16 protein-coding genes and 1 pseudogene are annotated in these 21,965 nt (G+C 68.2%); 6 read left to right on the top strand and 11 right to left on the bottom strand.

The window, feature by feature from the left end; translation table 11 throughout:
* Positions 1-31 precede the first annotated feature (31 nt).
* Positions 32-1,255 (bottom strand): alpha/beta hydrolase, encoded by a 1,224-nt coding sequence (locus tag ACZ5IQ_RS00970; protein WP_226520364.1) that lies wholly within the window; start codon positions 1,253-1,255, stop codon positions 32-34.
* Positions 1,256-1,399: 144 nt separating this feature from the next.
* Between ACZ5IQ_RS00970 and ACZ5IQ_RS00965 the strand changes: the two genes are divergently transcribed.
* Together ACZ5IQ_RS00965 and ACZ5IQ_RS00960 are read left to right on the top strand one after the other, a co-directional pair.
* The gene (locus tag ACZ5IQ_RS00965; RefSeq protein WP_212807953.1) at positions 1,400-3,559 is read left to right on the top strand and encodes an acyl-CoA dehydrogenase; all 2,160 of its coding nucleotides are present in this window, start codon (positions 1,400-1,402) and stop codon (positions 3,557-3,559) included.
* An 89-nt stretch (positions 3,560-3,648) separates the two neighbouring features.
* Positions 3,649-4,881 carry a septum formation family protein gene (locus ACZ5IQ_RS00960; protein ID WP_212807952.1) on the top strand — a complete coding sequence of 411 codons (1,233 nt, stop codon included), beginning with the start codon at positions 3,649-3,651 and terminating at the stop codon, positions 4,879-4,881.
* 98 nt (positions 4,882-4,979) lie between these two features.
* Here ACZ5IQ_RS00960 and ACZ5IQ_RS00955 read toward each other — a convergent pair.
* Positions 4,980-6,267, bottom strand: a pseudogene (locus ACZ5IQ_RS00955) (WS/DGAT/MGAT family O-acyltransferase).
* Positions 6,268-6,311: 44 nt separating this feature from the next.
* Positions 6,312-7,799 carry an amino acid permease gene (locus ACZ5IQ_RS00950; RefSeq protein WP_212807951.1) on the bottom strand — a complete coding sequence of 496 codons (1,488 nt, stop codon included), beginning with the start codon at positions 7,797-7,799 and terminating at the stop codon, positions 6,312-6,314.
* Positions 7,800-7,909: 110 nt separating this feature from the next.
* Between ACZ5IQ_RS00950 and ACZ5IQ_RS00945 the strand changes: the two genes are divergently transcribed.
* Positions 7,910-8,827 (top strand): alpha/beta hydrolase, encoded by a 918-nt coding sequence (locus ACZ5IQ_RS00945; protein ID WP_406783903.1) that lies wholly within the window; start codon positions 7,910-7,912, stop codon positions 8,825-8,827.
* Between the two features lie 271 nt (positions 8,828-9,098).
* A complete protein-coding gene (locus ACZ5IQ_RS00940) occupies positions 9,099-9,368 on the top strand; it encodes a hypothetical protein (protein WP_020103427.1) in 270 nt (89 codons plus the stop codon).
* A gap of 81 nt (positions 9,369-9,449) precedes the next feature.
* On the opposite strand, the gene ACZ5IQ_RS00935 is transcribed toward ACZ5IQ_RS00940, so the two are convergent.
* The 4 genes from ACZ5IQ_RS00935 to ACZ5IQ_RS00920 are packed head-to-tail and all read right to left on the bottom strand — an operon-like array spanning position 9,450 to position 14,433.
* Positions 9,450-10,595 carry a Rieske 2Fe-2S domain-containing protein gene (locus tag ACZ5IQ_RS00935; protein ID WP_406783904.1) on the bottom strand — a complete coding sequence of 382 codons (1,146 nt, stop codon included), beginning with the start codon at positions 10,593-10,595 and terminating at the stop codon, positions 9,450-9,452.
* 43 nt (positions 10,596-10,638) lie between these two features.
* On the bottom strand, positions 10,639-12,189 hold the full coding sequence (locus ACZ5IQ_RS00930) for an FAD-binding protein (RefSeq protein ID WP_406783905.1): 1,551 nt from the start codon (positions 12,187-12,189) through the stop codon (positions 10,639-10,641).
* Between the two features lie 11 nt (positions 12,190-12,200).
* Complete coding sequence (casI, locus tag ACZ5IQ_RS00925) at positions 12,201-13,883, bottom strand: steroid-22-oyl-CoA synthetase (RefSeq protein WP_406783906.1); 1,683 nt, start codon at positions 13,881-13,883, stop codon at positions 12,201-12,203.
* Positions 13,876-14,433 carry a nuclear transport factor 2 family protein gene (locus tag ACZ5IQ_RS00920; RefSeq protein ID WP_212807946.1) on the bottom strand — a complete coding sequence of 186 codons (558 nt, stop codon included), beginning with the start codon at positions 14,431-14,433 and terminating at the stop codon, positions 13,876-13,878. Before ACZ5IQ_RS00920 ends, casI begins: the two co-directional genes overlap by 8 nt.
* A 205-nt stretch (positions 14,434-14,638) precedes the next feature.
* On the opposite strand from ACZ5IQ_RS00920, the gene ACZ5IQ_RS00915 reads away from it, so the two are divergent.
* On the top strand, positions 14,639-15,067 hold the full coding sequence (locus ACZ5IQ_RS00915) for a PaaI family thioesterase (RefSeq protein ID WP_212807945.1): 429 nt from the start codon (positions 14,639-14,641) through the stop codon (positions 15,065-15,067).
* A gap of 6 nt (positions 15,068-15,073) precedes the next feature.
* Here ACZ5IQ_RS00915 and ACZ5IQ_RS00910 read toward each other — a convergent pair whose 3' ends face one another.
* The 3 genes from ACZ5IQ_RS00910 to fadD4 all read right to left on the bottom strand — a co-directional run bounded on the left by ACZ5IQ_RS00910 (position 15,074) and on the right by fadD4 (position 18,627).
* The gene (locus ACZ5IQ_RS00910) at positions 15,074-16,105 is read right to left on the bottom strand and encodes a PucR family transcriptional regulator (protein ID WP_212807944.1); all 1,032 of its coding nucleotides are present in this window, start codon (positions 16,103-16,105) and stop codon (positions 15,074-15,076) included.
* 19 nt (positions 16,106-16,124) lie between these two features.
* Positions 16,125-17,042, bottom strand: coding sequence for a hotdog family protein (locus ACZ5IQ_RS00905; RefSeq protein WP_244872894.1), 918 nt, complete (start codon positions 17,040-17,042; stop codon positions 16,125-16,127).
* 67 nt (positions 17,043-17,109) lie between these two features.
* Positions 17,110-18,627, bottom strand: coding sequence for a fatty-acid--CoA ligase FadD4 (fadD4, locus tag ACZ5IQ_RS00900; protein ID WP_464480670.1), 1,518 nt, complete (start codon positions 18,625-18,627; stop codon positions 17,110-17,112).
* Positions 18,628-18,894: 267 nt separating this feature from the next.
* Between fadD4 and ACZ5IQ_RS00895 the strand changes: the two genes are divergently transcribed.
* On the top strand, positions 18,895-20,604 hold the full coding sequence (locus tag ACZ5IQ_RS00895) for a GMC family oxidoreductase (RefSeq protein WP_464480669.1): 1,710 nt from the start codon (positions 18,895-18,897) through the stop codon (positions 20,602-20,604).
* Here the strand turns inward: ACZ5IQ_RS00895 and ACZ5IQ_RS00890 are convergent.
* The gene (locus tag ACZ5IQ_RS00890) at positions 20,505-21,788 is read right to left on the bottom strand and encodes a sodium:proton exchanger (RefSeq protein WP_464480668.1); all 1,284 of its coding nucleotides are present in this window, start codon (positions 21,786-21,788) and stop codon (positions 20,505-20,507) included. The two genes, ACZ5IQ_RS00895 and ACZ5IQ_RS00890, sit on opposite strands and share 100 nt — an antisense overlap.
* Positions 21,789-21,965: the final 177 nt, after the last annotated feature.

The raw sequence follows: 21,965 nt of genomic DNA, 5'->3' as shown, positions 1-21,965 counted from the left end.
TTCGGGTCAGAACCTCGGCCGGTCGATCGGTCTAGACGACCTCTTCGACGCAGTGCTGGTTCTGGTTCCGGCGAACCTCATCGAGGAACAACCCTATGGCAGTGGCCATCGATCCCGTGCGGGCACCGTCCGTCATGTCGAAACCGTGTCCGGCACCGGGCAATTCGATATAGCTGACCGTCGAAGCGGACACCGCGCGCAGCTCGTGTACGAAGTCCCGCGCCTGCGCCACCGGAATGACGCTGTCGCCGCTGCCGTGAATGACCAGGAACGGCGGTGCGTCGCGGTGCACGCGCGCGATCGGCGAAGCCTGCCGGTAGATCTCGGGATGCTTGTCGATGCGGCGCCGGACCACGACGCGCTCCAGGAAGTCGACGAATTCCTCGCGTTCCTTGGTCGACCGGTCCTCCCAGTCGTATCGGCCGTAGATACCGACGACGGCGTCGACCGAGGTGTCGGCGCCCTCGGGCAGCTCGGTCTGCAGTTCGGGGTCGTTGGCGGTCAGGCCGGCCAGCGCGGCGAGGTGCCCACCGGCCGAGCCGCCGGAGATCGCGATGAAATTGCGGTCGCCGCCGAACTTGTCGACGTTGGCCCGGGCCCAGGCGATCGCGGTCTTGACGTCGGTGATGTGTTGCGGCCAACGGTGATTCGGGGCCACGCGGTAGTCGATGGACAGACAGACCCAGCCCTGCTGGGCCAGATGGCTCATCAGGGCGTAGCCCTGCAGCAGCCGGCTGCCGTGCACCCAGGCCCCGCCGGGCAGGTAGATCAGAACCGGGGCCGGCTCGGCGGGCAGGTCGTCGGCGCGCCAGACATCCAGCAGCTGCGACGGGCTGTCGCCGTAGCGCACCGAGGTGCGGTGCACCTGGCGCCGGTGTTCGCGTGCCCGCCAGAACGGCGGCGTGCGCTCCGGCGCCGGCCACTCGATGTCGAGTTCGGCCGGGGGCACGACGCCCGTCAGCGCGGCCCGGACGACCTCGTTGGTGCAGTCCCGCTCGGCGCGGCGGATCTCGGCAACGCTGGGAGTGAACAGAGCCTTCGACGTGGACGCCCAGAAGCTGGGCACGTGCCGCATGCCCCAGAGGGTCATCGCAGTGGCGCCGCCGAGCGGCTCGAGGCTCTTGCCGATCACGGGCAGCGACGCGGCGGCCGTGGCCATCGCCAACAGGTGATCGGAGGGCTTGGCAGCCATGAACCAGCGCAGCCGGGTGGCCAAGGAAGGGCTGTGAACATCATTGTTCGGTCGAGCCGTCATTTCGCGAGCGTACACCGGCCTGACCACGGGGTTTCGGGGCCACAGCACATTCGCGGTCACAGTTCGGCGACTGTTCGTTTGTGAAGTGCATCACAGCTGGTCAGGACCTATTCGAAGCCGTACCGTCGTGCTTACAGTCGAGCCATGGGTGCCTCTGCGCTGGCGATCACCGACGACCACAACGACCTCGCGGACTCGGCGACGGGACTGCTGCGGCGGCTCGGCAGCCGGGCCGCCGCCCGCGCCACGCTCGAGGGCGGACCGTCGCATCCGGCCGGTTTCTGGACAGCCGCCGCCGATCTGGGCTGGCAGGGCCTGGCCATCCCCGAGGAGTTCGGCGGGTCCGGGTTCGGGCTGCCCGAGCTGGCGGTCGTACTCGAGGCGCAAGGCCGCGACCTCTGTCCTGGGCCGTTCCTGCCGACCGTCGCCGCCGCCGTCGTCATCGACCGGTGCGGAACCGACGAACTGCGCGCCGCGCTGCTGCCCGGGATGGCCGATGGCAGCACCGTGGCCGCGCTGGGATTGTCGGGCCACGTTCACAGCACTGCCCACACCGTGTTCGGCGAGAGCCCGACGGTGCTCGGCGCCCCTGATGCCGCGCTGCTGGTCCTGGTCGCCGGTGACGACGTGGTGGTCGTCGACGCGCAGGCCACCGGCGTCACCGTCAGCCCTCTCGACAGCACGGACACCACGCGCAGCATCGGCTCGGTGACGCTGGACCAGGCCGAGGCGATCGCCGTCATCCGCGATGCGGCGACCAAGGCGCACACCGCTTTTCGCATCCTGGCCGCTGCCGAGGCCGTCGGGATCAGTTGGGCGGCACTGGAAATGGCCGTCGAATACGCCAAGGTGCGGGAGCAGTTCGGCCGCACCATCGGCACCTTCCAGGCCGTCAAGCACCACGCCGCCAACATGCTGGTGGCGGCCGAACTCACCACCGCCGCAGCGTGGGATGCGGCCCGCGCCGACGATCTGGACGACGCCTGGTTCGGCGCCGCGGTGGCCGCCACCCAGGCGATCCACAGCCAGGTCTTCAACGCCGAGAACAACATTCAGCTGCACGGCGGCATCGGCTTCACCTGGGAACACGACGCACACCTGTATCTGCGCCGTGCCCTCACGCTGTCCGCGCTGACCGCGGACGGCGCCGACCCGCTGGCCGATGTGGTCGACGGACAACGCACCGGCCGGGCCCACGGCGCGTCGTTCGCCCTCCCCGAGGAAGCGGCCGAATACCGCACCGCCGCCCGCGATGCCGTCGCCACGCTGCGGTCGCTGCCCGAGGACGAGCAGCGGGACTTCCTTGTCGATTCCGGCTATCTGGTGCCGCACTGGCCCAAGCCGTGGGGCCGGGACGCGGGCGTGCTGGAGCAGCTGGCCATCGAGGAGGAGTTCCGCGACGTCGAGCGGCCCGACCTCGGCATCACCGGCTGGGTGACGCTGACCATCGCCCAGGCCGGCACCGACGACCAGCGTGAGCGCTGGGTGTACCCGGTACTGCGCGGCGAGATCATGTGGTGCCAGCTGTTCTCCGAGCCCGAGGCCGGCTCGGACGCGGCCGCCGTGCGCACCAGCGCCAAGAAGGTCGACGGCGGCTGGCTGGTGACCGGCCAGAAGGTATGGACCAGCCTGGCCCAGTACTGCCAGTGGGGTCTGGCCACGGTGCGCACCGATCCCGATGCCCCCAAGCACGCCGGCGTCACGATGATGGCGATCGACATGAAGGCGCCCGGCGTGACCGTCAACCCCCTCAAGGGCCTGACCGGCAACGCCCACTTCAACGAGGTGTTCTTCGACGAGGTGTTCGTCCCGGACGCCGACGTCATCGGTGACGTCAACAAGGGCTGGCTGGTGGCGCGAGCCACGCTGGGGAACGAGCGCCTGTCGATCGGCGGCGGCTCCGGCGCGCAATCCGGCTTCAGTGCGGACGACCTGATCGCCCTGTTGGACGCGGCACCGCCGGAGCAGGCGGCCGGGCTCCGCGACCGCGCCGGCGCGGTGATCGCCGAGGGACACACCCTGCGGCTGCTGAATCTGCGACGGATCAGCCGAGCGATCGCCGGCACCGGTCCGGGACCCGAGGGCAATGTCACCAAACTGGTGGTCGCGGAACAGGGCCAGCGGCAGACGGAGCTGGGCATGAAGCTGGCCGGTCCCGCGGCCGTGACCGGGCAAACTCCCACACTCACCCAGGCCTACCTGGGCTACCGCGCCATGACCATCGCCGGCGGTACCTCGGAGATCACCCGGAACACCATCGCCGAACGCATTCTCGGACTGCCCCGCGACCCTTTGCTCAAGTAGTCCTCCGCCCGTCACGAGACGGTAGAGACTCGGTGGAGATCGATCCGCCAAGCTGCGTAGATCGGCCGAATATGTCACGCTAGGCACCGATGAGTGTGCTATCGGTCAAGTTCTGGGCGCCACGCCGCGCTTTGCTAGCGGCTTTGCTGTGCGCCCAGCTGATCGCCGGCGTGGTCACCGTGGCCGCTGTCGGCCCGTCCGCCGGCGGCGCGACCGAAGCCGACCATACCGACGCCGTCTTCCGCAGCGCGCATGCCGGCAGCTGCCTGACCTGGCAACCGGAGCCGCCACAGCGCCCCGCCTTCGTCCAGTGCAGCAGCCCGCACCTGTTCGAGGTCGTCAACTCGGTCCAGGGCGACGGCGACCAGGAATCCTGCGCCGTGTCGGGCCGCCGGTACCTCGGACCGCGCTACGACCCCAACGGCCGGTTCGCGTACGGCCTGCTGCGCTCGGTGGGTGCCGAGGGTTCCGGATCACACATCTCCTTGTGCGGATTGCAGCTGCCCGGCCCGAATGGCGAGCAGCTGCCGTTCCGCGGGCTGGTCGCCGAGCAGGACCAGTCCCGGGTGTGGCCGCCGGGCACCTGCCTGGGCGCCGACATGAAGGGCGGTCAGACGGGCCTCGTACCCGTGGACTGCGCCGAGCCGCACTCGGTCGAGGTCGTCGGGCCCATCGACCTCGGCGCGCACTTCCACGACGGCCCGCCGCCCTCGGACGCCGACCAGGAGGATGTACTGCGGCCCGCCTGCCTCACGATGGCCGCCGCGTATCTGGCACCAAAGACCTTGTCCGCCAGCGCATTGACCGTCAACCACCGGCCCATCGGGCCGGCCAGCTGGTCCGCCGGCAGCCACCAGGTGCTCTGCGCGTTGGCACCACGGACACCCGGCCCGATGACCGGCAGCATCAAGGCCCCCGGCGGCGCGACCGCGGTACCGGCTCCGGTGGCCCCGCGCCCGGTGGCACAGGCGCCCGTCACCACCGCGACGACCGTCGCCCCGACGAGCAACACCCCGACCACCGCCGCGGCTCCGGTAGTCGCGCCGAGTGCCGAAGCGGTGGCGCCGTCGTCGTCTTCGTCGTCGTCCTCGTCGTCGTCCTCGTCGGCGGTGACCCATACCGCCGAGGCACCGAGTCCGGCGGTCACCGACACGACCGTGCCGCCGGCGCCGCCGGCCTCGCCCGTCGACAACCCGGCGCATCCGCCGCTGGCGCCCCCGGCCGAGCCGGCAGCTCCCGCCGAGCCGGCACCGCCGTCGCACGTGCTCGAGATCCCGGGCCTGGCCCCGATCACCCTGCCCTGGGCCCCGCCGCCGCTGTAAGGCGCGCGCCGAGACTGACCACACGCGATTTCCAGGCAGGTTTTCCGCCAGCCGGTCAGTACCGCGAAGATGCGACGGCGGCCGCGCGCGTGGCGCCCCTAGCGGACCGCCGCCTCCAGGTCCGCCAGCGAGTCTTCGAGGTGGCCCAGCAGCCGCTGCAGGTGCGGCACGCTGTGCCGGCAACCGACCAACCCGAAGTCGAGGTTGTCGCCGTTGTTGACCAGCGTGATGTTGAGCGCCTGCCCGTCGAGCGCGATCGACAGCGGATAGTTCCCGTCGAGGCGGGCGCCCTTCCAGTACATCGGCACCCGCGGCCCCGGCACGTTCGAGATGACGATGTTGAACGGCGGCGGGGTGGCGTCGACGAAACCCGGCACGGCGGACAGCGCGATCGGGGACAGCAGCAGCGCCGACAGGGCCATGGACTCCGTCTTCGACAGCCCCGAGAACACCTGCTTGTTGCCGCGCATCGAGTCGGCGATGGTCTGCAGCCGCGTCGGCCTCGGACCGCAGGCTCACGGGGACCATCGCGATCAGCGGCGCGTCGGGCAGGGCGTTCTGCTCGAGCAGGTAGGCCCGCAGCGCACCGGCGCACATGGCCAGTACGACGTCGTTGACGGTGACGCCGCCGGCGGCCTGCTTGACGGCCTTGATCCGGGCGATCGGCCAGGACTGCGCCGCCACCCGCCGGGCGCCACCGATCTTGACGTTGAACATCGTCTTCGGCGCACTGAACGTCCGGGTCAGGTTCTGCTCCAACAACACCGCGCGAGCCACCCGGAACGCCGATGGCGCCAGACCGGCCGCCGCGCCGACGGTGCCCACCGCCGAACCGATCAGGGACGGGCTCTGCTTCGGCGCACGCTTGCGGGACGGTAGGTCCCACGGCACCCGGACCTCCTGCTCGGACGGGTCGTCGGACAGCGTGCGCATCGCCATCCGGAGAGCGGAAACCCCGTCCAGCAGCGCGTGGTGGGCCTTCGAGTAGATCGCGAACCGGCCGTCGTCGAGGCCCTCGACGAGGTATGTCTCCCACAGCGGGCGGTGCCGGTCCAGCAGGCTGGTGTGCAGCCGCCCGCACAGGTCGAGCAGCTCACGAATCCGTCCCGGCGTGGGCAGCGCGGAGCGACGCAGGTGGTAGTCGACGTCGATGTCGTCGTCATACGTCCAGCCGAAGCTGGCGATGCCGCCGAGAATCCGCGCCGGGCGCTTGCGGTAGGTGGGGTTGAAGTTGGTGTGCGCCAACATGTCCCGGTGCAGGTCATGGATGAACTCGGGCCCGGCGCCCTCCGGCGGGGTGAACAGCTGCAGTCCGCCGACGTGCATCGGGTGTTCCCGCGACTCGCCGAGCAGGAACATGGCATCGGTCGGCGACATGATCTCCACCAGCCAAGTAAACCCCTAATCGGCCGGCGGTAAACCTCAACGCGTCAAGGTTGACGTTCGCCCGGTGGCGGCGGGTTGGCGACCACCGGGAACTGGCCGGTGAAGCCCTCGCGCTCCTTGGCGATCGCCAGGACCCGGCCCCGCGCCGCGTACCAGCCCAGGATCAGTGCCGGGATGATGAGCACCAGCGTCGCCACCGTCCAGGTGCCGACCGGCTTGTCGAACGCCATCAGCACCAGCACCGCGGCCAGGAACGCCAGCGTGGCGTATCCGGTGTACGGCGCGCCCCACATCCGGAACGCCGGCCTGGCGATCTCACCGCGCTGCGACCAGCGGAACAGTTGCAGCTGACAGATCACGATGGTGGCCCACGACGCGATGATGCCCAGCGCCGCCATGTTCAGCACGATCTCGAAGGCCTGCGCCGGCACGACGCCGTTGAGCACGACACCGAGCAGGCCGATGCTGGCGGTCAGACAGATACCGCCATAGGGCACACCACGTTTCGACATGACGCCGGTGAACTTCGGGGCGCTGCCGTTCATCGCCATGGAGCGCAGGATGCGGCCGGTCGAGTACAGCCCGGCGTTCAGGCTGGAGAACGCGGCCGTGAGCACGACGACGTTCATCAGGGTGCCGGCGCCCTCGAAACCGATCTTCGAGAAGAACGTGACGAACGGGCTCTCCCCCGGCTTGTATGCCGAGTACGGCAGCAGCAGCCCGAGCAGCACCAGCGAGCCGACGTAGAAGAGCGCGATGCGGAAGATCACCGAGTTGATGGCGCGCGGCATGATCTTGTGCGGTTCTGCCGTCTCACCCGCCGCGGTGCCGACGAGTTCGACTGCGGCATAAGCGAAGACGACGCCCGAGGTCACCACCACCAGTGGTAGCAGGCCGGTCGGGAACAGGCCGCCGTGGTCCGCGATGACGCTGAAGCCGGTGGACTGACCGTCGACCTTGAAGCGGCCCGCCAGGAACACCGTGCCGACGACCAGGAAGGTCACCAGCGCCACGACTTTGATCAGGGCCGCCCAGAACTCGAGCTCGCCGAACAGCGTCACCGAGATCAGGTTCATGCTCAGCACGATGGCCAGGGCGATCAGCGCGATCAGCCACTGCGGGATAGCGTCGAACGCCGACCAGTAGTGGAAGTAGGTGGCGATGGCGGTCGAGTCGACGATCGACGTCATGGCCCAGTTCAGGAAGTACATCCAGCCGGCGACATAAGCCGCCTTCTCCCCGAGGAACTCCCGCGCGTACGACACGAACGACCCCGACGACGGCCGGTGCAGCACCAGCTCGCCCAGGGCCCGCAGGATCAGGAAGACGAACCCGCCGCAGATCAGGTAGACGAGGAACAGCCCCGGCCCCGCGTTGTGCAGCCGGCCACCGGCACCCAGGAACAGGCCGGTGCCGATGGCACCGCCGATCGCGATCATCTGCAGCTGACGCGGTTTGAGGGTGTGGTGGTAGCCCGCGTCCTCGGCCGTCAGACCGGGTGGCTCGGCATGCTTGTGCGGCGTGGAAGTCATAGCGTTTCAGTGAACACTGATGCTCAGCTTCGCGCAGGACAACGAGTTTCCTGTGTGTGAACTGCAAGCGTGTCCCGCCCTGACGCGCGCCGATCAGTAATGTCGGTTGAATGCCGGGCCTCTCGCAAACAGTCGACTTCCACCCCGAGCTGGCGCGGGCCGCACGGTTCATGCCGCGTAGTCCCATCACGCCGTGGAACCTCCGCTTCGTCCGCGTACTGTCCGACCTGCAGGAACGCCGCACCCCCGACAACGTCGAGGTGCTGACCCTGCCGTCGGGCGTCGGGATCCGGCTGCACCGCCCGTCCACCGGCGCGGACCGGGGCGGCGCGCTGCTGTGGATTCACGGCGGCGGCTACGTCATCGGCAGCCCGGCGCAGGACGACGCGCTGTGCCGGCGTTTCGCGGACGCCCTGGGCATCACCGTGGCCGCGGTCAAATACCGGCTGGCGCCCGACAATCCGTATCCGGCCGGGCTAGAGGACTGCTATACGGCGCTGCGCTGGCTGGTCGACCTGCCGGCCGTCGACCCGGCACGGGTGGCGGTCGGCGGCGCCAGCGCCGGCGGCGGCATGAGCGCGGCGTTGGCCCAGCTGGCGCATGACCGCGGTGAAATACCCCTGGCAGCACAGCTTTTGGTATATCCGATGATCGACGACCGGTCGGGTAGCCGGCCCGGGCTGGACCATCCGGGGCACCGGCTGTGGACCCAGAAGTCGAACCGCTTCGGCTGGCGCGCGTATCTTGGCGGCGCCGACCCCGCGGTGGCCGTCCCCGCCCGGCGCGCCGATCTGTCCGGTCTCCCGCCGGCCTGGGTCGGGGTCGGGACCTTCGATGTCTTCCACGACGAGGATGTCGAGTACGCCGAGCGGCTGCGGGCGGCGGGCGTGCCGTGCGAACTGGAAGTGGTGCCGGGCGCTTATCACGGGTTCGACGGCGTCGCCGCCAAGACCCAGGTGGCCCGGGCGTTCTTTGCCAGCCAGGTCGAGTTCCTGCGGCCGCTGCTGAACCCGGCGGTCGTCGGCTAGCCCCGACGGCTAACTCATCGCGCGCCGGCACCGCCGATGCGGCTGCCGCAACCCGCTGCGGCACTGACGATCCCGCCCGCCAGCTGCCGCGCGAACGTGATCTTCGTTACTTAGATTATACTATCTAATTGATGTTTATGCAGGTCATGCGTGGTTTTTAAAATATTAGTCGATCAAATAAACCCTTGCGGGGAAGCATTTCGGGGCGCATGGTTGTTGAACAGACCAACGACCACCTCGGTCGTGATCTTCACCGAGAAGAGGCACGGCAATGACCACCCTGACCCATCAGACGACCGAAAACATCGGCCCCCTGCGGCAGCTGTTCCGGCGTTCCACCGCTGTGGTGGTGCTGACGGCAGCAGGTCTGGGCGTGGCCGGCTACATGGCCCTCGGCATGCTGCAGGACAAGCCGGCCGACCCGGTGCTGCCCGCGTTCTCCGCGGTCCCCGTCCCGTCCGCTCCGGACATGGACAAGCTGCAGAACCTGGGCCAGCTGGCCGCCATCGTGCAGAGCCCGCAGGCGCACCCGGCCCGCTGAGCCCCGCCCGCTGAGTCCGACACCCCGATCTGACCACTGAGCCGCCCTCGAAAACGAGAGCGGCTCAGTGCTTTTCGGCGACTACTGGACGGCGTGTGCCTTGCCGACCGGAGTGCGGTTGGCCAGATTCTTGGCGACCTCTTCGCGCCACAGGTCGTTGGCGTGCGTGGTGTCGACCTCCTGCTCGAAGCGGGCGACCATGTCGGGCTTGATGTCGGCGACGTCGACATAGAACTGCTCGTACCAACGGCGGTGCTGGTAGACCGGACCGTCTTCCTCGGTCAGCAGCGGGTTCTCGATGCGCGTCTTGTTCTTCCAGATCTCGACGTCTTCCATGAAGCCGTCGCCGAAACTGCGGCTCAACGACGCTGCCAGCTTCTCGGTCTTGTCCGCCGGCAACGCCGGATTGTTCTGCACCGCCACTCCCCACTGCAGCACGAACGAATCATGCGTCACGGGGTAGTGGCAGTTGATCAGCGCGATCTCGACCGTGAAGTTCGGGGCCAGATCGTTGTGCAGCCAGTTGATCATGTACGCCGGCCCGAAATACGTCGCCTCCGAGCGCAGGTAGGTGCCGTCCCACAGCTCACGGGTCGCGTAGTCCGGGCGCGGCTTGGACTCCATGAACTGGCTGGCGGTGTGGCCCTCGATGACGTTCTTGAAGTACGTCGGGTAGGCGTGGTGGATGTAGAAGAAGTGCGCCATGTCGACGTTGTTGTCGACGATCTCGCGACAGTGCGACCCCTCGATCAGCAGCGAGTTCCACTGCCACGGCGACCACTGGCCCTCCTCGTAACCCTCGATGGTCGGCGGGGTCAGCTCCGGCCCGGGCGTCGAACCCTCGGGGTCGTGCCAGAGCAGCAGCTGCCCGTTGACCTCGGTGGTCTGCCAGGCGCGGGTGCGGGCCAGCCGCGGCGTGCGCTTGGCGTACGGCACCAACTGACACTTGCCGTCCCCGCCCCAACGCCAGTCATGGAACGGGCACGCCACCGCGTCGCCTTTCACGGTGCCCTGCGACAGGTCACCACCCATGTGGCGGCAGTACCCGTCGAGCACCTTGATGGCGCCGGTGGAGTCGGCGAACACCACGAGCTTGGTCCCGAACGCCTGCACCGAGTGCGGCTTTCCGTCCCGGAACGACTCGGCCAGCCCGATGCAGTGCCAGCCGCGCGCGAACCGCGTCATCTCGACGCCGGCATCGATATGCCGGACCTCGGCCTCAGTCATCTTGTGCCCCTTTCGAATTCGCCGAGCCCTGGAACCAGGACCCTTACGAAGACTCTCGTTTGACCATATCGAGCACCGCCAGGTGGGAGAACACCATGCTGGTGCCGATCGGGTTGCCACCGCCCGGGTAGGCGTAGCCGCTCGGCGCGGCCATGGTGTTGCCCGCCGCGTACAGCCCGGGAATCAGGTTGCCGGCGGTGTCGAGCACCTGACCGGTGGTGTCGGTGCGCAGGCCGCCCTTGGTGCCCAGGTCGGAGATGCCGAACTTGGCAGCGTGGAACGGCGCCTTGTCGATCCGGACCATCGGGCAGGCGCCGCCAGAGAAGGCACGGTCGTAGGCCTCGTCGCCGCGGCTGAAGTCGGGGTCGGAGCCCGCGTCGGCGTATTCGTTGAACTGTTTGACGGTCGCGGCGAGCTGCTCGGCCGGGACACCGATCTTGACGGCCAGCTCGTCCAGGGTGTCCGCGGTGTGCCACAGCCCGGCATCGACGTACTTCTCGGTCTCGACCATCGACACGTTGGTCGCCTTGATCGGCGGCACCCCACCATCGGTGTCGTCGTAGATCATCCAGAACGGCAACGTCATCTCGCCCTTGGCCAGCCGGTCCACGACGACGCGGCCGATGCGGTCGTACGCCGCGGATTCGTTGACGAACCGCTTGCCGTCCTGGTCGACGAAAATGCCGCCGGTGAACCACAGCGCGAACGCGCTGCGACCGTCCGGATGGGTCAGGCCGGGTGACCACCACGCCTGCTCCATCAGATCGGTGTCGGCGCCCACGGCGATGCCCGCCTCATGCGCCTGACCCAGATTTCCCCAGGGCCCCATGGTGTCTCGCGCCTCGCCGGGCACGCCGTACTTGTGCCGCAGCTCGTCGTTGCCCTCGAAGCCGCCGGCCGCGAGCAGCACGCCCTTGCGTGCCCTGATCGCCTTGCGGACCCCGTCGGTCTCGACAACAGCTCCGACGACGGCGCCGTCCTCGGTGACCAGCTCGACCAGTGCGGTGTTGAGTTGTGTTGTCGCCGAAGGGTATTGCTTCAGCGCCACCAGGAAGCGGGCGATCAGCGCCCGGCCGCCGATGAAGTAGTCGTCGGGCTGCGGGACGCCGAGCCGGTCGTTGTCGAGCGGGCCGCGCACCAATTCCTTGAATTCAGGCGCCTTTTCGATCTTCAGCGGACGGGCCGCGACGTGCCGCTGACCGTCCAGCCGGGCCTTGGGCATCTTCCCGAAGTAGTCGGGCCAGGGCAGCATGTCGAACTTGATGTTGGGATCGGCTTCCAGGTACTCCATCAGCGGCGCGCCGCCGCGGACGTAGGTGTCCTGCAGCTCGCGCGGCGTCCGGTCGCCGACGACGGCGTGGTAGTACTCGAGCGCATCCTCGATGGTGTCGTCGGTGCCGGCCCGCTGCAGCACGGGGTTGCACGGGAACCACACGCCACCGCCACCGGAGTAGGCAGTGGTGCCGCCGAACTTGTCGGTGGCCTCGACCAGCAGCACCTCGAGTCCCTCACGCGCGGCGGTGTAGGCGCCGGTGACGCCACCGCCACCAGAGCCCGCCACCAGCACGTCAACCGTCGAGTCCCAGTCCGTCATGCCCAAACTCCCTATAGGTATCGCTGCCGTCCGTACTGCGTGAACTCATCGTCCAACGCGCGCTTGGCATCGTCCGACATCAGGCCGTAAACCGGTACGCCCCGACCCACCCAGCGGTACACCAGTTCGTCGGTGTGCCACTTGTCCGCCTGCAGTTCGCGCTTGAGCACCTTGTTGGAGCCGGTGACCGGCAACGAATCCGAGATCCGCAGGAACCGCGGCATGCCCTTCTTGCCGAGGTCGTCCTGGTCGTTCAGGTACTGCACGAACTTGTCGACGCCGAACAGGATGGGGTCAGCGACCTCGATCGCGGCCATCACCTGATCGCCCGAGCGGGGGTCCGGCACCGCGTATACCCCGGCGGCGATCACCTCGGGATGGCGCCGCAGCACACGCTCGATCGACAGGGCCGACGTGTTCTCGCCGTCGACCCGAATCCAGTCCCCGCGCCGGCCGGCGAAGTAGATGAAGCCGTTCTCGTCGAGGTAACCCAGGTCGCCGGTCCAGTACCAGCCGTTTCGGATGCGGTCGGCGTCGGCGGAGTCGTTCTTGTAGTAGCCCTCGAACTTCTTGGTGCCGAGCTTGTCGACGATCTCGCCGACGGCGTCGTCGGGGTTGAGGATGCGGCCGTGCCGGTCCAAAACCGCCGGGACACACTCGATCATCGTTTCGGGGTTGACGATCGCGACACCCGGATGGGCGGGACGGCCGAGTGCCCCCTCGGGCTGGTTCGGGTCGAGTACGACGGCGCCGCCGCCCTCGCTGGAGCCGTACCCCTCGTACAGCTCCGCGCCGAACCGGCGCTTGAAGTAGGCCTGGTCCTCCGGTGAGGCCTCGGTGCCGAACCCGCGGTTGAGCGGGTTGTCGGCGTCGTCGGGCAATTCGGGGGTGGCCAGCAGATAGCCGAGTGCCTTGCCGACGTAGGTGAAGAACGTCGCACCGAAATACCGCACGTCGGGCAGGAAGCCGGACGCCGAGAAGCTCGGGGTCAGGCAGACGGTCGCGCCGACAGCCAGCGCCGGCGCCCACAGCGCCATGATGGCGTTGCCGTGGAACAGCGGCATACAGCAGTAGTCGACGTCGTCGCGGACGTGGTTGAACTTGTCGACGGCCGAGTAGGCGATCCACGCCAGGCGGCCCTGGCTGCACTTGACGGCCTTCGACGCGCCCGTCGTGCCGGAGGTGAACAGCAGCAGCATCAGCGTTTCGGCGCCGACGCCGTCTGCCACAGCGATTTGTGCACGATTTTCCGCGCCGGCCGCGGATTTTCGTGCACAAATCGCTTCTTGGTAGGTGGGGTCGTCGACGACGAGGATGCGGTCGGGCGTCAGCCCGAGGTCGAGGCCCGTAAGCCGTTCCCGCCCAGCCGAATCCGTGACGATCAGCTGACAGTCCGCATGGCGGACCTCGCCGGCCAGTTCCGTGTTGCCGCGCGTCGGGTTGATGCCGACGATCGTGGCCCCGGACAGCGCGGCGCCGCCCAACCAGAAGATGAAGTCGGGCACGTTGTCCAGCAGGACGCCGATGTGAAACGGCCCGTCAGCCCGCAGTTCGGCGGCGTACGCGCCGCGGGCAGCGGACTCGCGGACCACCTCGTCCCAGGTCCAGTCCTGGTCCCGGGTCCGCAGCCCCAGCCGCTCATCGCCGAGGCGGTCGAGCAGCAGGGCTGCGATGTCCTCGCGGCGTTCAGGCATTGGCGGCGGCGGCCTTCTGGTCGATGTACGCCTGCGGCAGGTCTGCCACACCGAGCTTGGTGACGCTGACCGGGCCGGTCTGATACGCGTCCTCGCCGATGATCAGGCCGTCGGCGTCGATCGGCCAGTTGATCAGCTGACGGAACACCAGCAGGTAGTCGCCGTTCGGGTCGTCGACGTCCACACCGATGGCCTGCGCGGACGCGCCCGGGTAGATCATCTTCATCCAGCCTTCGGTCATCACCAGATCATCGTCGACGGCGAGGCGATCGACCTCGAAGACGAGATGATTCGCGCCGCTGGCCACGAACGCCTCGTAATAGGCGCGCACGCCTTCGGTGGTCTTCGGGCCCATGTCGGTGTTGGCGTACCAGAAGTGGTAATCCGGGTTCGGGGACAACGTGGCCATCAGACGATCCATGTCCGGCACGGCCTCCGCCTTCATGTGTTCGAGCACGATGCCCAGCACCTGGCGGTGGCGCTCGTTCGTGGTGCGCGACAGGCGTTCCTCCACCAGTTCCCAGGTCTTGGTGGGGTCGATGACGGCCATGTGGGTACTCCTCGGGTCTGTGACTGAGCGTGGGCTGTTCACGCTTGTGTGGCCATCATCACGAACCCGGACGCGCGCGGTCATCCGACATACGTCGCGTCTTACCGGGATATTTCCCGACGATCGTCGGATACGGCTAATCAGTGCCGGCCGTTGCTGAGGGCGATAACATGCGGATCTCCCGCGCGACAGGAGGTGCCCGGCCATGGCGCACGCGTTCCGCGATCCGCTCGAAGCGACCCAAGATCTGCGGCGGTCTCCCGTTCACCGACACCTGCAGCTCAGCGTGGTCTGGCAGGAGCAGGGTGTCGCGATCCTGTCGATGCCGCTCGCGCCGGACCTCGAAGGGATCACGCCCGGCGGCATCCACGGCGGGATGCTGGCGACGCTCGCAGACGCCGCGTCCGGCTTTTGCCTCGAAGGACTCTTCGACCTCGGATCAGAAATCCCCGTCACCACCGACATGCATGTCCGGTACTACCGGCAGCCGCACGGCGGCCCGCTGGTCGCCGAAGCCCAGGTGGTGAATGTCGGACGCCGGCTGCTGAGCTGCGAATGCTCGATTGTCGACGCCGCGGAGCGGGTGTTGGCCCGGTCCACTGCCACGTTCATGATCGTTCCGCTTGCGGGCTGACCGGGCTCAGTCCGTCAGCTCCGCCGACGACAGCGCGATCCGGCGGATCATCAGCACGAGGGTCGCCGAGAACCGGTCCAGCGGATCGTCCATATCCCAGCCCAACTGGGATTCGATGTGCGCGAGCCGCGCGGCCACGGTGCTGTGGTGCACGTGCAGCTCCTCGGCCGTCCGCCGCAGCGAACCGAACACGCAGAACGCCTCGGCCGTCTCGACCTGCAGCCGGCCGGTGGGTGTCGCCGCGATCTCGTTGATGCGGGCCAGCGCGTGACTGCCGCGCGTGGCCTCGGGCGGCAGCTCGGCCAGCAGCTCGAGCGCGCTCAACCGCTCGTAGGCGACGGCACGCCGCCCGAAACCGGTCGACGACGCGAAGCGCAGCGCCCGCAGCGCCTGGGACCACGAGGTCGGCGCCGCGAACACGCCGCCAGCCGCCCCGAGACCGACCCACGGCCCCCGGTCGGCGCCGACCGGTAACGGCGCCGGGAATGCCGTGACGATCGCCTGGTCCAGTTCGTCGGACAGCGCACGCGTGTCGGTCCGGCCCTGGCACACCACCGCCGTCGCGGTGCCCAGGTCCGCGGTCCGCACCGACACCGCGGTCAGGGCCGACGTGATGACTCGCAGGGCTTCCGGCGACGACTGTGCCGACACCGCCAGCACCCTGACCTCGCGGGACTCGTCGAGCCCCAGCAGCCTGATCGCCCGCGCCCGGTCCTCCGGGCGCTCCCGGCTCGACAGCACCACCTCGACCAGCGCCGGGTCACCGAAGCTCGGCGGCACCCGGGCGCCGATGTCACCCAGCGTGTGCCGCACCCGGTCGAGCAGGACGCCGTCCAACGGGTGGGCCGGGGCGTCGCGCTCCAGCCAGACCTCTGGTGCCGAGCCGTCCCACCGCACGTGGACGGGACACCCGGCGACGACCTGCGCCGCCTCCAGCACCCCGTCGACACCCGAGGCATCGAGGTCGTCGAAAAACCGGACCAGCCGCAGCACCGACTCCGGGTCACTGCCCAGATCGGACAACCGCAACGCGCTCACGCCGCCATTCTGACAATGCTCAGAACTGCAGGACGCTGAACCGCCAGTCCAGTACCTGCCGGTCGGGTCCGTCGGCGTCGACCGCGAACACCACGGACCGCAGATCGAGTGTCCCGCCGCGGCCCGGCGTCTCGTGCGCGGCCTCGACGTGCAACTCGCTGTAGAGAGTGTCGCCCTCGTGCACGGGGCCGGTGTGGTCGCAGGACTCCCAGCCCAGGACGGTGACGATGTTCGGCAGGAGCCGGGTGGCCTGGGCAAGCGCCAGGCCGATGGTGTGCCCGCCGTACACCAGCCGAGTGCCGGCCACGCGCGAATCATGATGCGTGGCAGCGACGTTGAGGGTCAGGCGGGCCAGTTCCGGGGCGCTGCTGACGACGTCGGCCGTGCTGGTGAACACCTGGCCGGCGAGCTCCGGATCGAAATTCTCGCCGGGCGCCCCCGAGCGCCACGCGTCGGCATTCCACTCCGAAGTCGGGTCCGGGAGCCCGGGCGTGGCACTGCCGATGGTGCTGAGGTCGTCGGCGTGGCCGGTGTCGTCGGCGTCGTCGCGCAGGGGCAGCATGGCGCACCGGTGGAAGTCGAGCACCGTGCGGCCGTCCTGGTCGATGGTGATCATGCGCAGCGCCGCCAGCCCCGTACGCGGCCGGCCCGGCTTGACTGAATTCTGTTTGAGCCCAACGACTTCGGTGCGGGTGGTGATGGTGTCGCCGATGTGCGGGAAGCGGTGGAACCGCAGCCCGCGGTAGAACAGATTCGCCTTGACTCGTCGGGTCACCAGCGTCGACTGACCGATCGCGATGTCGCACACCAGCGCGGGGTGCGCCAGCGCCCGCGGTGATCCGGTGACCGCGGCGGCCAGAGCGGCGTCCAACGGCAGCCGCATCCGGTCACCGACGATGGCCTGGTGTACCGCCGCCGCACCGTCGGTGAGCGTCATGCCGGGCGCCCAGTCGAAGACCTAACCTATGCTGAGGTCCTCGAAAAACGGTCCGCCAGTGGGCACGTCACACAGAGTACTTCTCGATCAGCGATTGCTTGTACAGCTTGCCCGTGTCGGTCCGCGGTAATTGCGCTTCGAAGGAGATGGACCGCGGGCACTTGTAGTGCGTCAGCCGGTCCCGCAACCAGGTCAGCAGCTCCGCACCGAACTCCTCGGTGCCGTCGGCCGGATCCACGGTCTGCACAACCGCTTTCACGCTCTGGCCCATCTCGGCATCCGGAATACCGAACACCGCGGCGTCCATCACCTTGGGATGCGTGACGAGGACGTTCTCCGCTTCCTGCGGATAGATGTTCACACCGCCACTGATGATCATGTGATGCCGGCGGTCGGTGAGGTAGAGGTAGCCGTCCTCGTCGAGGTAGCCGATGTCGCCGACGGTCGCCCAGCCGTGCGCATCCCTTGAAGCCGCGGTCTTTTCGGCGTCGTCCAGGTACTCGAAGGTGTTCCCGCCCTCGAAATAGATCTCGCCCGGTACGCCCTGCGGCTGCTCGTTGCCGTCCTCGTCGAGGATGTGCAGGACGCCCAGCATGGGCTTGCCGACCGACCCGGGGTGGATCAGCCAGTCCTCGGCCGTGATCAGCGTGGAGCCGATGGCCTCGGACGACGCGTAGTACTCGTCGACGATCGGGCCCCACCAGTCGATCATCTGCTTCTTGATCTCCACCGGGCACGGGGCAGCGGCGTGCATGACGCGCTTGAGCGACGACAGGTCGTACGAATCCCGCACGGACTGCGGCAGTTTCAGCATCCGGGTGAACATCACGGGCACGAACTGGCCGTGCGTGATGCCGTAGCGCGCGATGGCGTCCAGACAGCCCTCGGCGTCGAACTTCTCCATCACGACCGTGGTGACGCCCTCGGCCTGAATCTGCATCGACCACACCGAGGGCGCGGTGTGGTACAGCGGCGCCGGGCTCAGGTAGACGGCATCCTTGGGGAGCCAGAAGCTCATCAGCATCTTCATGAGCCCGGGCACCTCGGCCGGCGGCAGATGCGTCAGCTCGCGCTTGATGCCCTTCGGGCGCCCCGTCGTGCCCGACGAGTACTGCAGCAGGTCGCCTTCGATCTCGTCGTCGATCGGCGTATCGGGATAAGCCGCAACGCATTCCGGGTAGCGATCCCAACCTGGCAGGTCACCGTCGGCGATCATGAGCAGCTTGGGCAGCCCACCCTTCAGGTGCTCGGCCAAGCCGGCACACGTGTCACTGAGAGCCGCCGAACCGATCACCGCGGCGGCGCCACTGTTCTCGATGATGTAGGCGGCTTCGGCGGGCGTCAGGTGAATGTTGATCGGCACGTAGTACAGGCCACTGCGCCGCGCGCCCCACATCGCCGCATGCATGTGCTCGTTGTTCTCCATCAGGATGGCAACGACGTCACCCTCGACGAGCCCGTTGGCCCGGAAGTGATGCGCCAGCCGGTTGGCCCGGGCCTCCAACTCGTCGAACGTCACCACCGTGCCGGACGGGTGCAAGATCACGGCCGGTTTCCCGCTGCCCACGTGCTGGCGAATCTGCATGACGGCACTCTACGACAGGTGACTTGACACCTGTCAAGAAGGTGGGTGTGCCGAATTCTGCGGCGTCGACAACCACCTGACGGCGGTCGGCAACGCTCGGCAGACGGACGATATTCTGCTATTCCTGCAATTTTGGCAAACTCTAAGCTAATCGCCAGAAGTAGATCGAATCGACATATTTTGCAGATCTATGCGACTATCTGTCGATGTCGTGATCTTGCGACTGCAGTTTTGGCAAAGTTTTGATGACGCCGACCGGAGGTCGCGATGGCCACATTCGATTACCTCGTCGTGGGCGCCGGGACGGCGGGGTGCGTGCTGGCCAATCGCCTGTCCGCCGATCCCCGCAACCGGGTACTCCTCATCGAGGCCGGCGGCCGTGCGCGTAGCCCCTACCTTCGCGTCCCCAAACTCGGCAGCCGCTTGTTCGGCGACCCGCGGTACATCTGGCAGCACCAGACCATTCCCCTCGGACCGCACGGCACCACCGAACTGTGGCCACGCGGCAAGGTCCTCGGCGGGTCCAGCTCGGTCAACGGCATGGTCTACAACCGCGGCCAGAAAGCCGACTTCGACGAGCTCGAACAGCTGGGCAATCCCGGCTGGGGCTGGGACCACATCCTCGCCGCGTACCGAAGCTTCGAACACAACACCATCGGTCAGTCGTCCACGCGCGGGTTCGGCGGCGAACTGGCGATCAGCGTCGTCCGCGACCCCGACCCGCTCGCGCTGACGACGATCGCCGCCGGTACCCGCCTGGGCCTGCGGCCCCTCTGCGACCTGAACGAAACAGACGAGCCGCGCATCGGGCTTTCGCCCGCAACCATTTACAACGGCAGACGGGTCAGCGCCGCCACCGCATTCCTGGACCCGGTGCGCGCCCGCCCCAACCTGCAGGTGCTCACCGGCGCCACGGCAGAGCGACTGGAGTTCACCCGGGGCCGCGCCACGGGGGTGAGGCTCCGGATGGACGGACTCACGACGGTGGTGCGGGCGAATCGCGAAGTGATCCTCACGCTGGGCGCGCTCGGATCACCAAAACTGTTGCAGCTCTCCGGAATCGGGCCCAGCGACGTACTCGCGACCGCCGGCGTGCCGCGCTACCTGGAACGCTCGAACGTCGGGCGGCGCATGCGCGACCACCGGACCCTGGTGAACACCTACCGACTCAATCGGAACATCGGGCACAACCGGCACCTGTCGACCACGTGCGGCAAGGTCCGGTCCACCGTCAGATACGCCGCCACCGGCCGGGGACCACTGGCCGCACCGACCGGCGACGTGCTCGCGTTCTTCAAGACCGCCCCCGACCAGCCCCGCGTCGACGGTCAGATGCTCGTGACCGCGCTGACACTGGCCGGCGCCGGCGGCACCGTCGAGCGTCTGCCCGGCGTGTCCTGTATGGGTGAGATTCTGCGCCCGACGTCCGAGGGCAGCGTCTGGATCAGCTCGCCCGACCCGGACGACCCCTTGATGATCGACCCCAACTATCTGGCCACCGCCCACGACCGGACCGCCGCCATCGGGGTCCTGCGCGCCATGCGCGAGGTGTTCCAGCAGTCGCCCATTGCCGACCTCATCGCCGCGGAGCTGACGCCCGGCCCCGAGACCCAATCCGATGACGAACTCCTGCACGCCGCGATGACGCAGGGGCTGACGGGTTTCCACGCGATCGGCACCTGCGGCATGGGACCGAACGACGACGACATCGTCGATGACCAGTTGCGGGTCCGCGGCATCGACGGCCTACGGGTTGCCGACCTGTCGATCATGCCGATCATGTTGTCCGGCAACACAAATGCGCCTGCCATGGCGATGGCCGCGCGCGCCGCGGACCTCATCCTGGACTCGCCGGTTCGCGCCGCTCGTCACCGCGGTCAGCGACCGACGATCGACAACTCCCGGCCGTCGAACCGCACCCCGTCGACGTCGTTGTCGCCGGCGCTGAACGGCGCCCGCAGCGTCGCGACGATGTGACGACGGTTGATGATCAGGCCCACCACCGTCAGCGCGCCGTAGACGCCGCACAGCACCAGGCGGCCGGTGGTCGAGGTGATCGGGAACTGCACCACGAACAGCGCCAGCAGCAGCCACGCCGTCGCCCGGTGGAACCGCAGCGACAGGATCAGCGCGACGCCCATCATGGTCTGGGTGGCCGTCAGCAGCACCTCCTCGACCTGCCGACCGTCGAGAACCAGCTCGGTGCCGCCACCGCCGGCGAGGTAGGCGATGGGCAGCGAGCCCATCAGCAGCGTCCACTGATTGACCTTGGATGAGATGAGGGTCGCGATGGCCGCGGTGCTCTTGCCGCGCGCGGCGAAGATGGTCGCGATGATGAACTCCGGCGCCTCCGAGGCCAACGGCGCGAGCCACTGCACCAGCAGGAAGCGGTCGACACCCAGCTCGGTGCCCGCGTCGACCAGGCTGTTCGCGAACGGCTCCGCACACATCAGGATGACCGCACCCGATACCGCGAACAACGTCACGACGGTGATGCGACGGGCACGGTCCGGCAGCGCGCCGATGGCCGCGGCAGTACCGACGAGCGCGGGCTCCTCCGGCTCGCCGCGCGTCAGTTTGTAGAGGTAAAAGCCGAACCAGGCCAGCAGTGCCACGCCGAGCACCAGGTGGATGCGGCCGGTCGCCGGGATGATGAACGCGACGAATCCCGCGATGAGCAGGAAGCCCAGCTCGACACGGTTGCCGGGTTCCAGCGCCAGCATCGGTTTGCTGCTCTTGTCGGCCGACATCCGCTGCGCGACGTACAGACCGACGATCACCACGACCGGCCAGCCGATACCCATGAGCAACCGGTTGGAGCCGGTCATGTTGGCGGCGGCGTACTGCACGTACTCGGCGTTGTGGCCGGCGACGTAGGCGTAGTAGAGGTCAACGGCGTATTCGGGCAGCACCGCGATCAGCGCCAGGACGGCGATGGCGAGGCCACCGGACACGTCGACCTGCGCTGCTTCGGCCGCCCAGGCCAGCACGAAGCTGGCGGCGACGACAGCCGCGCCGAATGCCAACAGCGAGACGACGGGGTTCGGGTGGACGCCCGCGAGACGCAGCGCGACGGCCGGGAGAACGAACGCAGTGGCCAGCAGCAGGGATCGCGCAAGCGGCCGACGCGTGGTCGGGCCGGCGGATCGGGTGCTGGTCACGCCGCTGACGCTAGCCGCCTAAAACCGTTCCAGCAACTTAGTGTTGCTACGAATTGCTTCGGCTTGCGGTGCTGAATTTGCTGGTCAGCGTCCTGAATCTTTGGAGTTCGGTTACCCTAAATTGATTATTTGGCTAATCAAGATCATTTGCGGCGGGGAGCCGTCGGTCTCCCCACG

The organism is Mycobacterium toneyamaense (assembly GCF_055384815.1).
The sequence above is the reverse complement of the archived record's forward strand: the minus strand, read 5'-3'. Positions and strand labels throughout refer to the sequence as shown.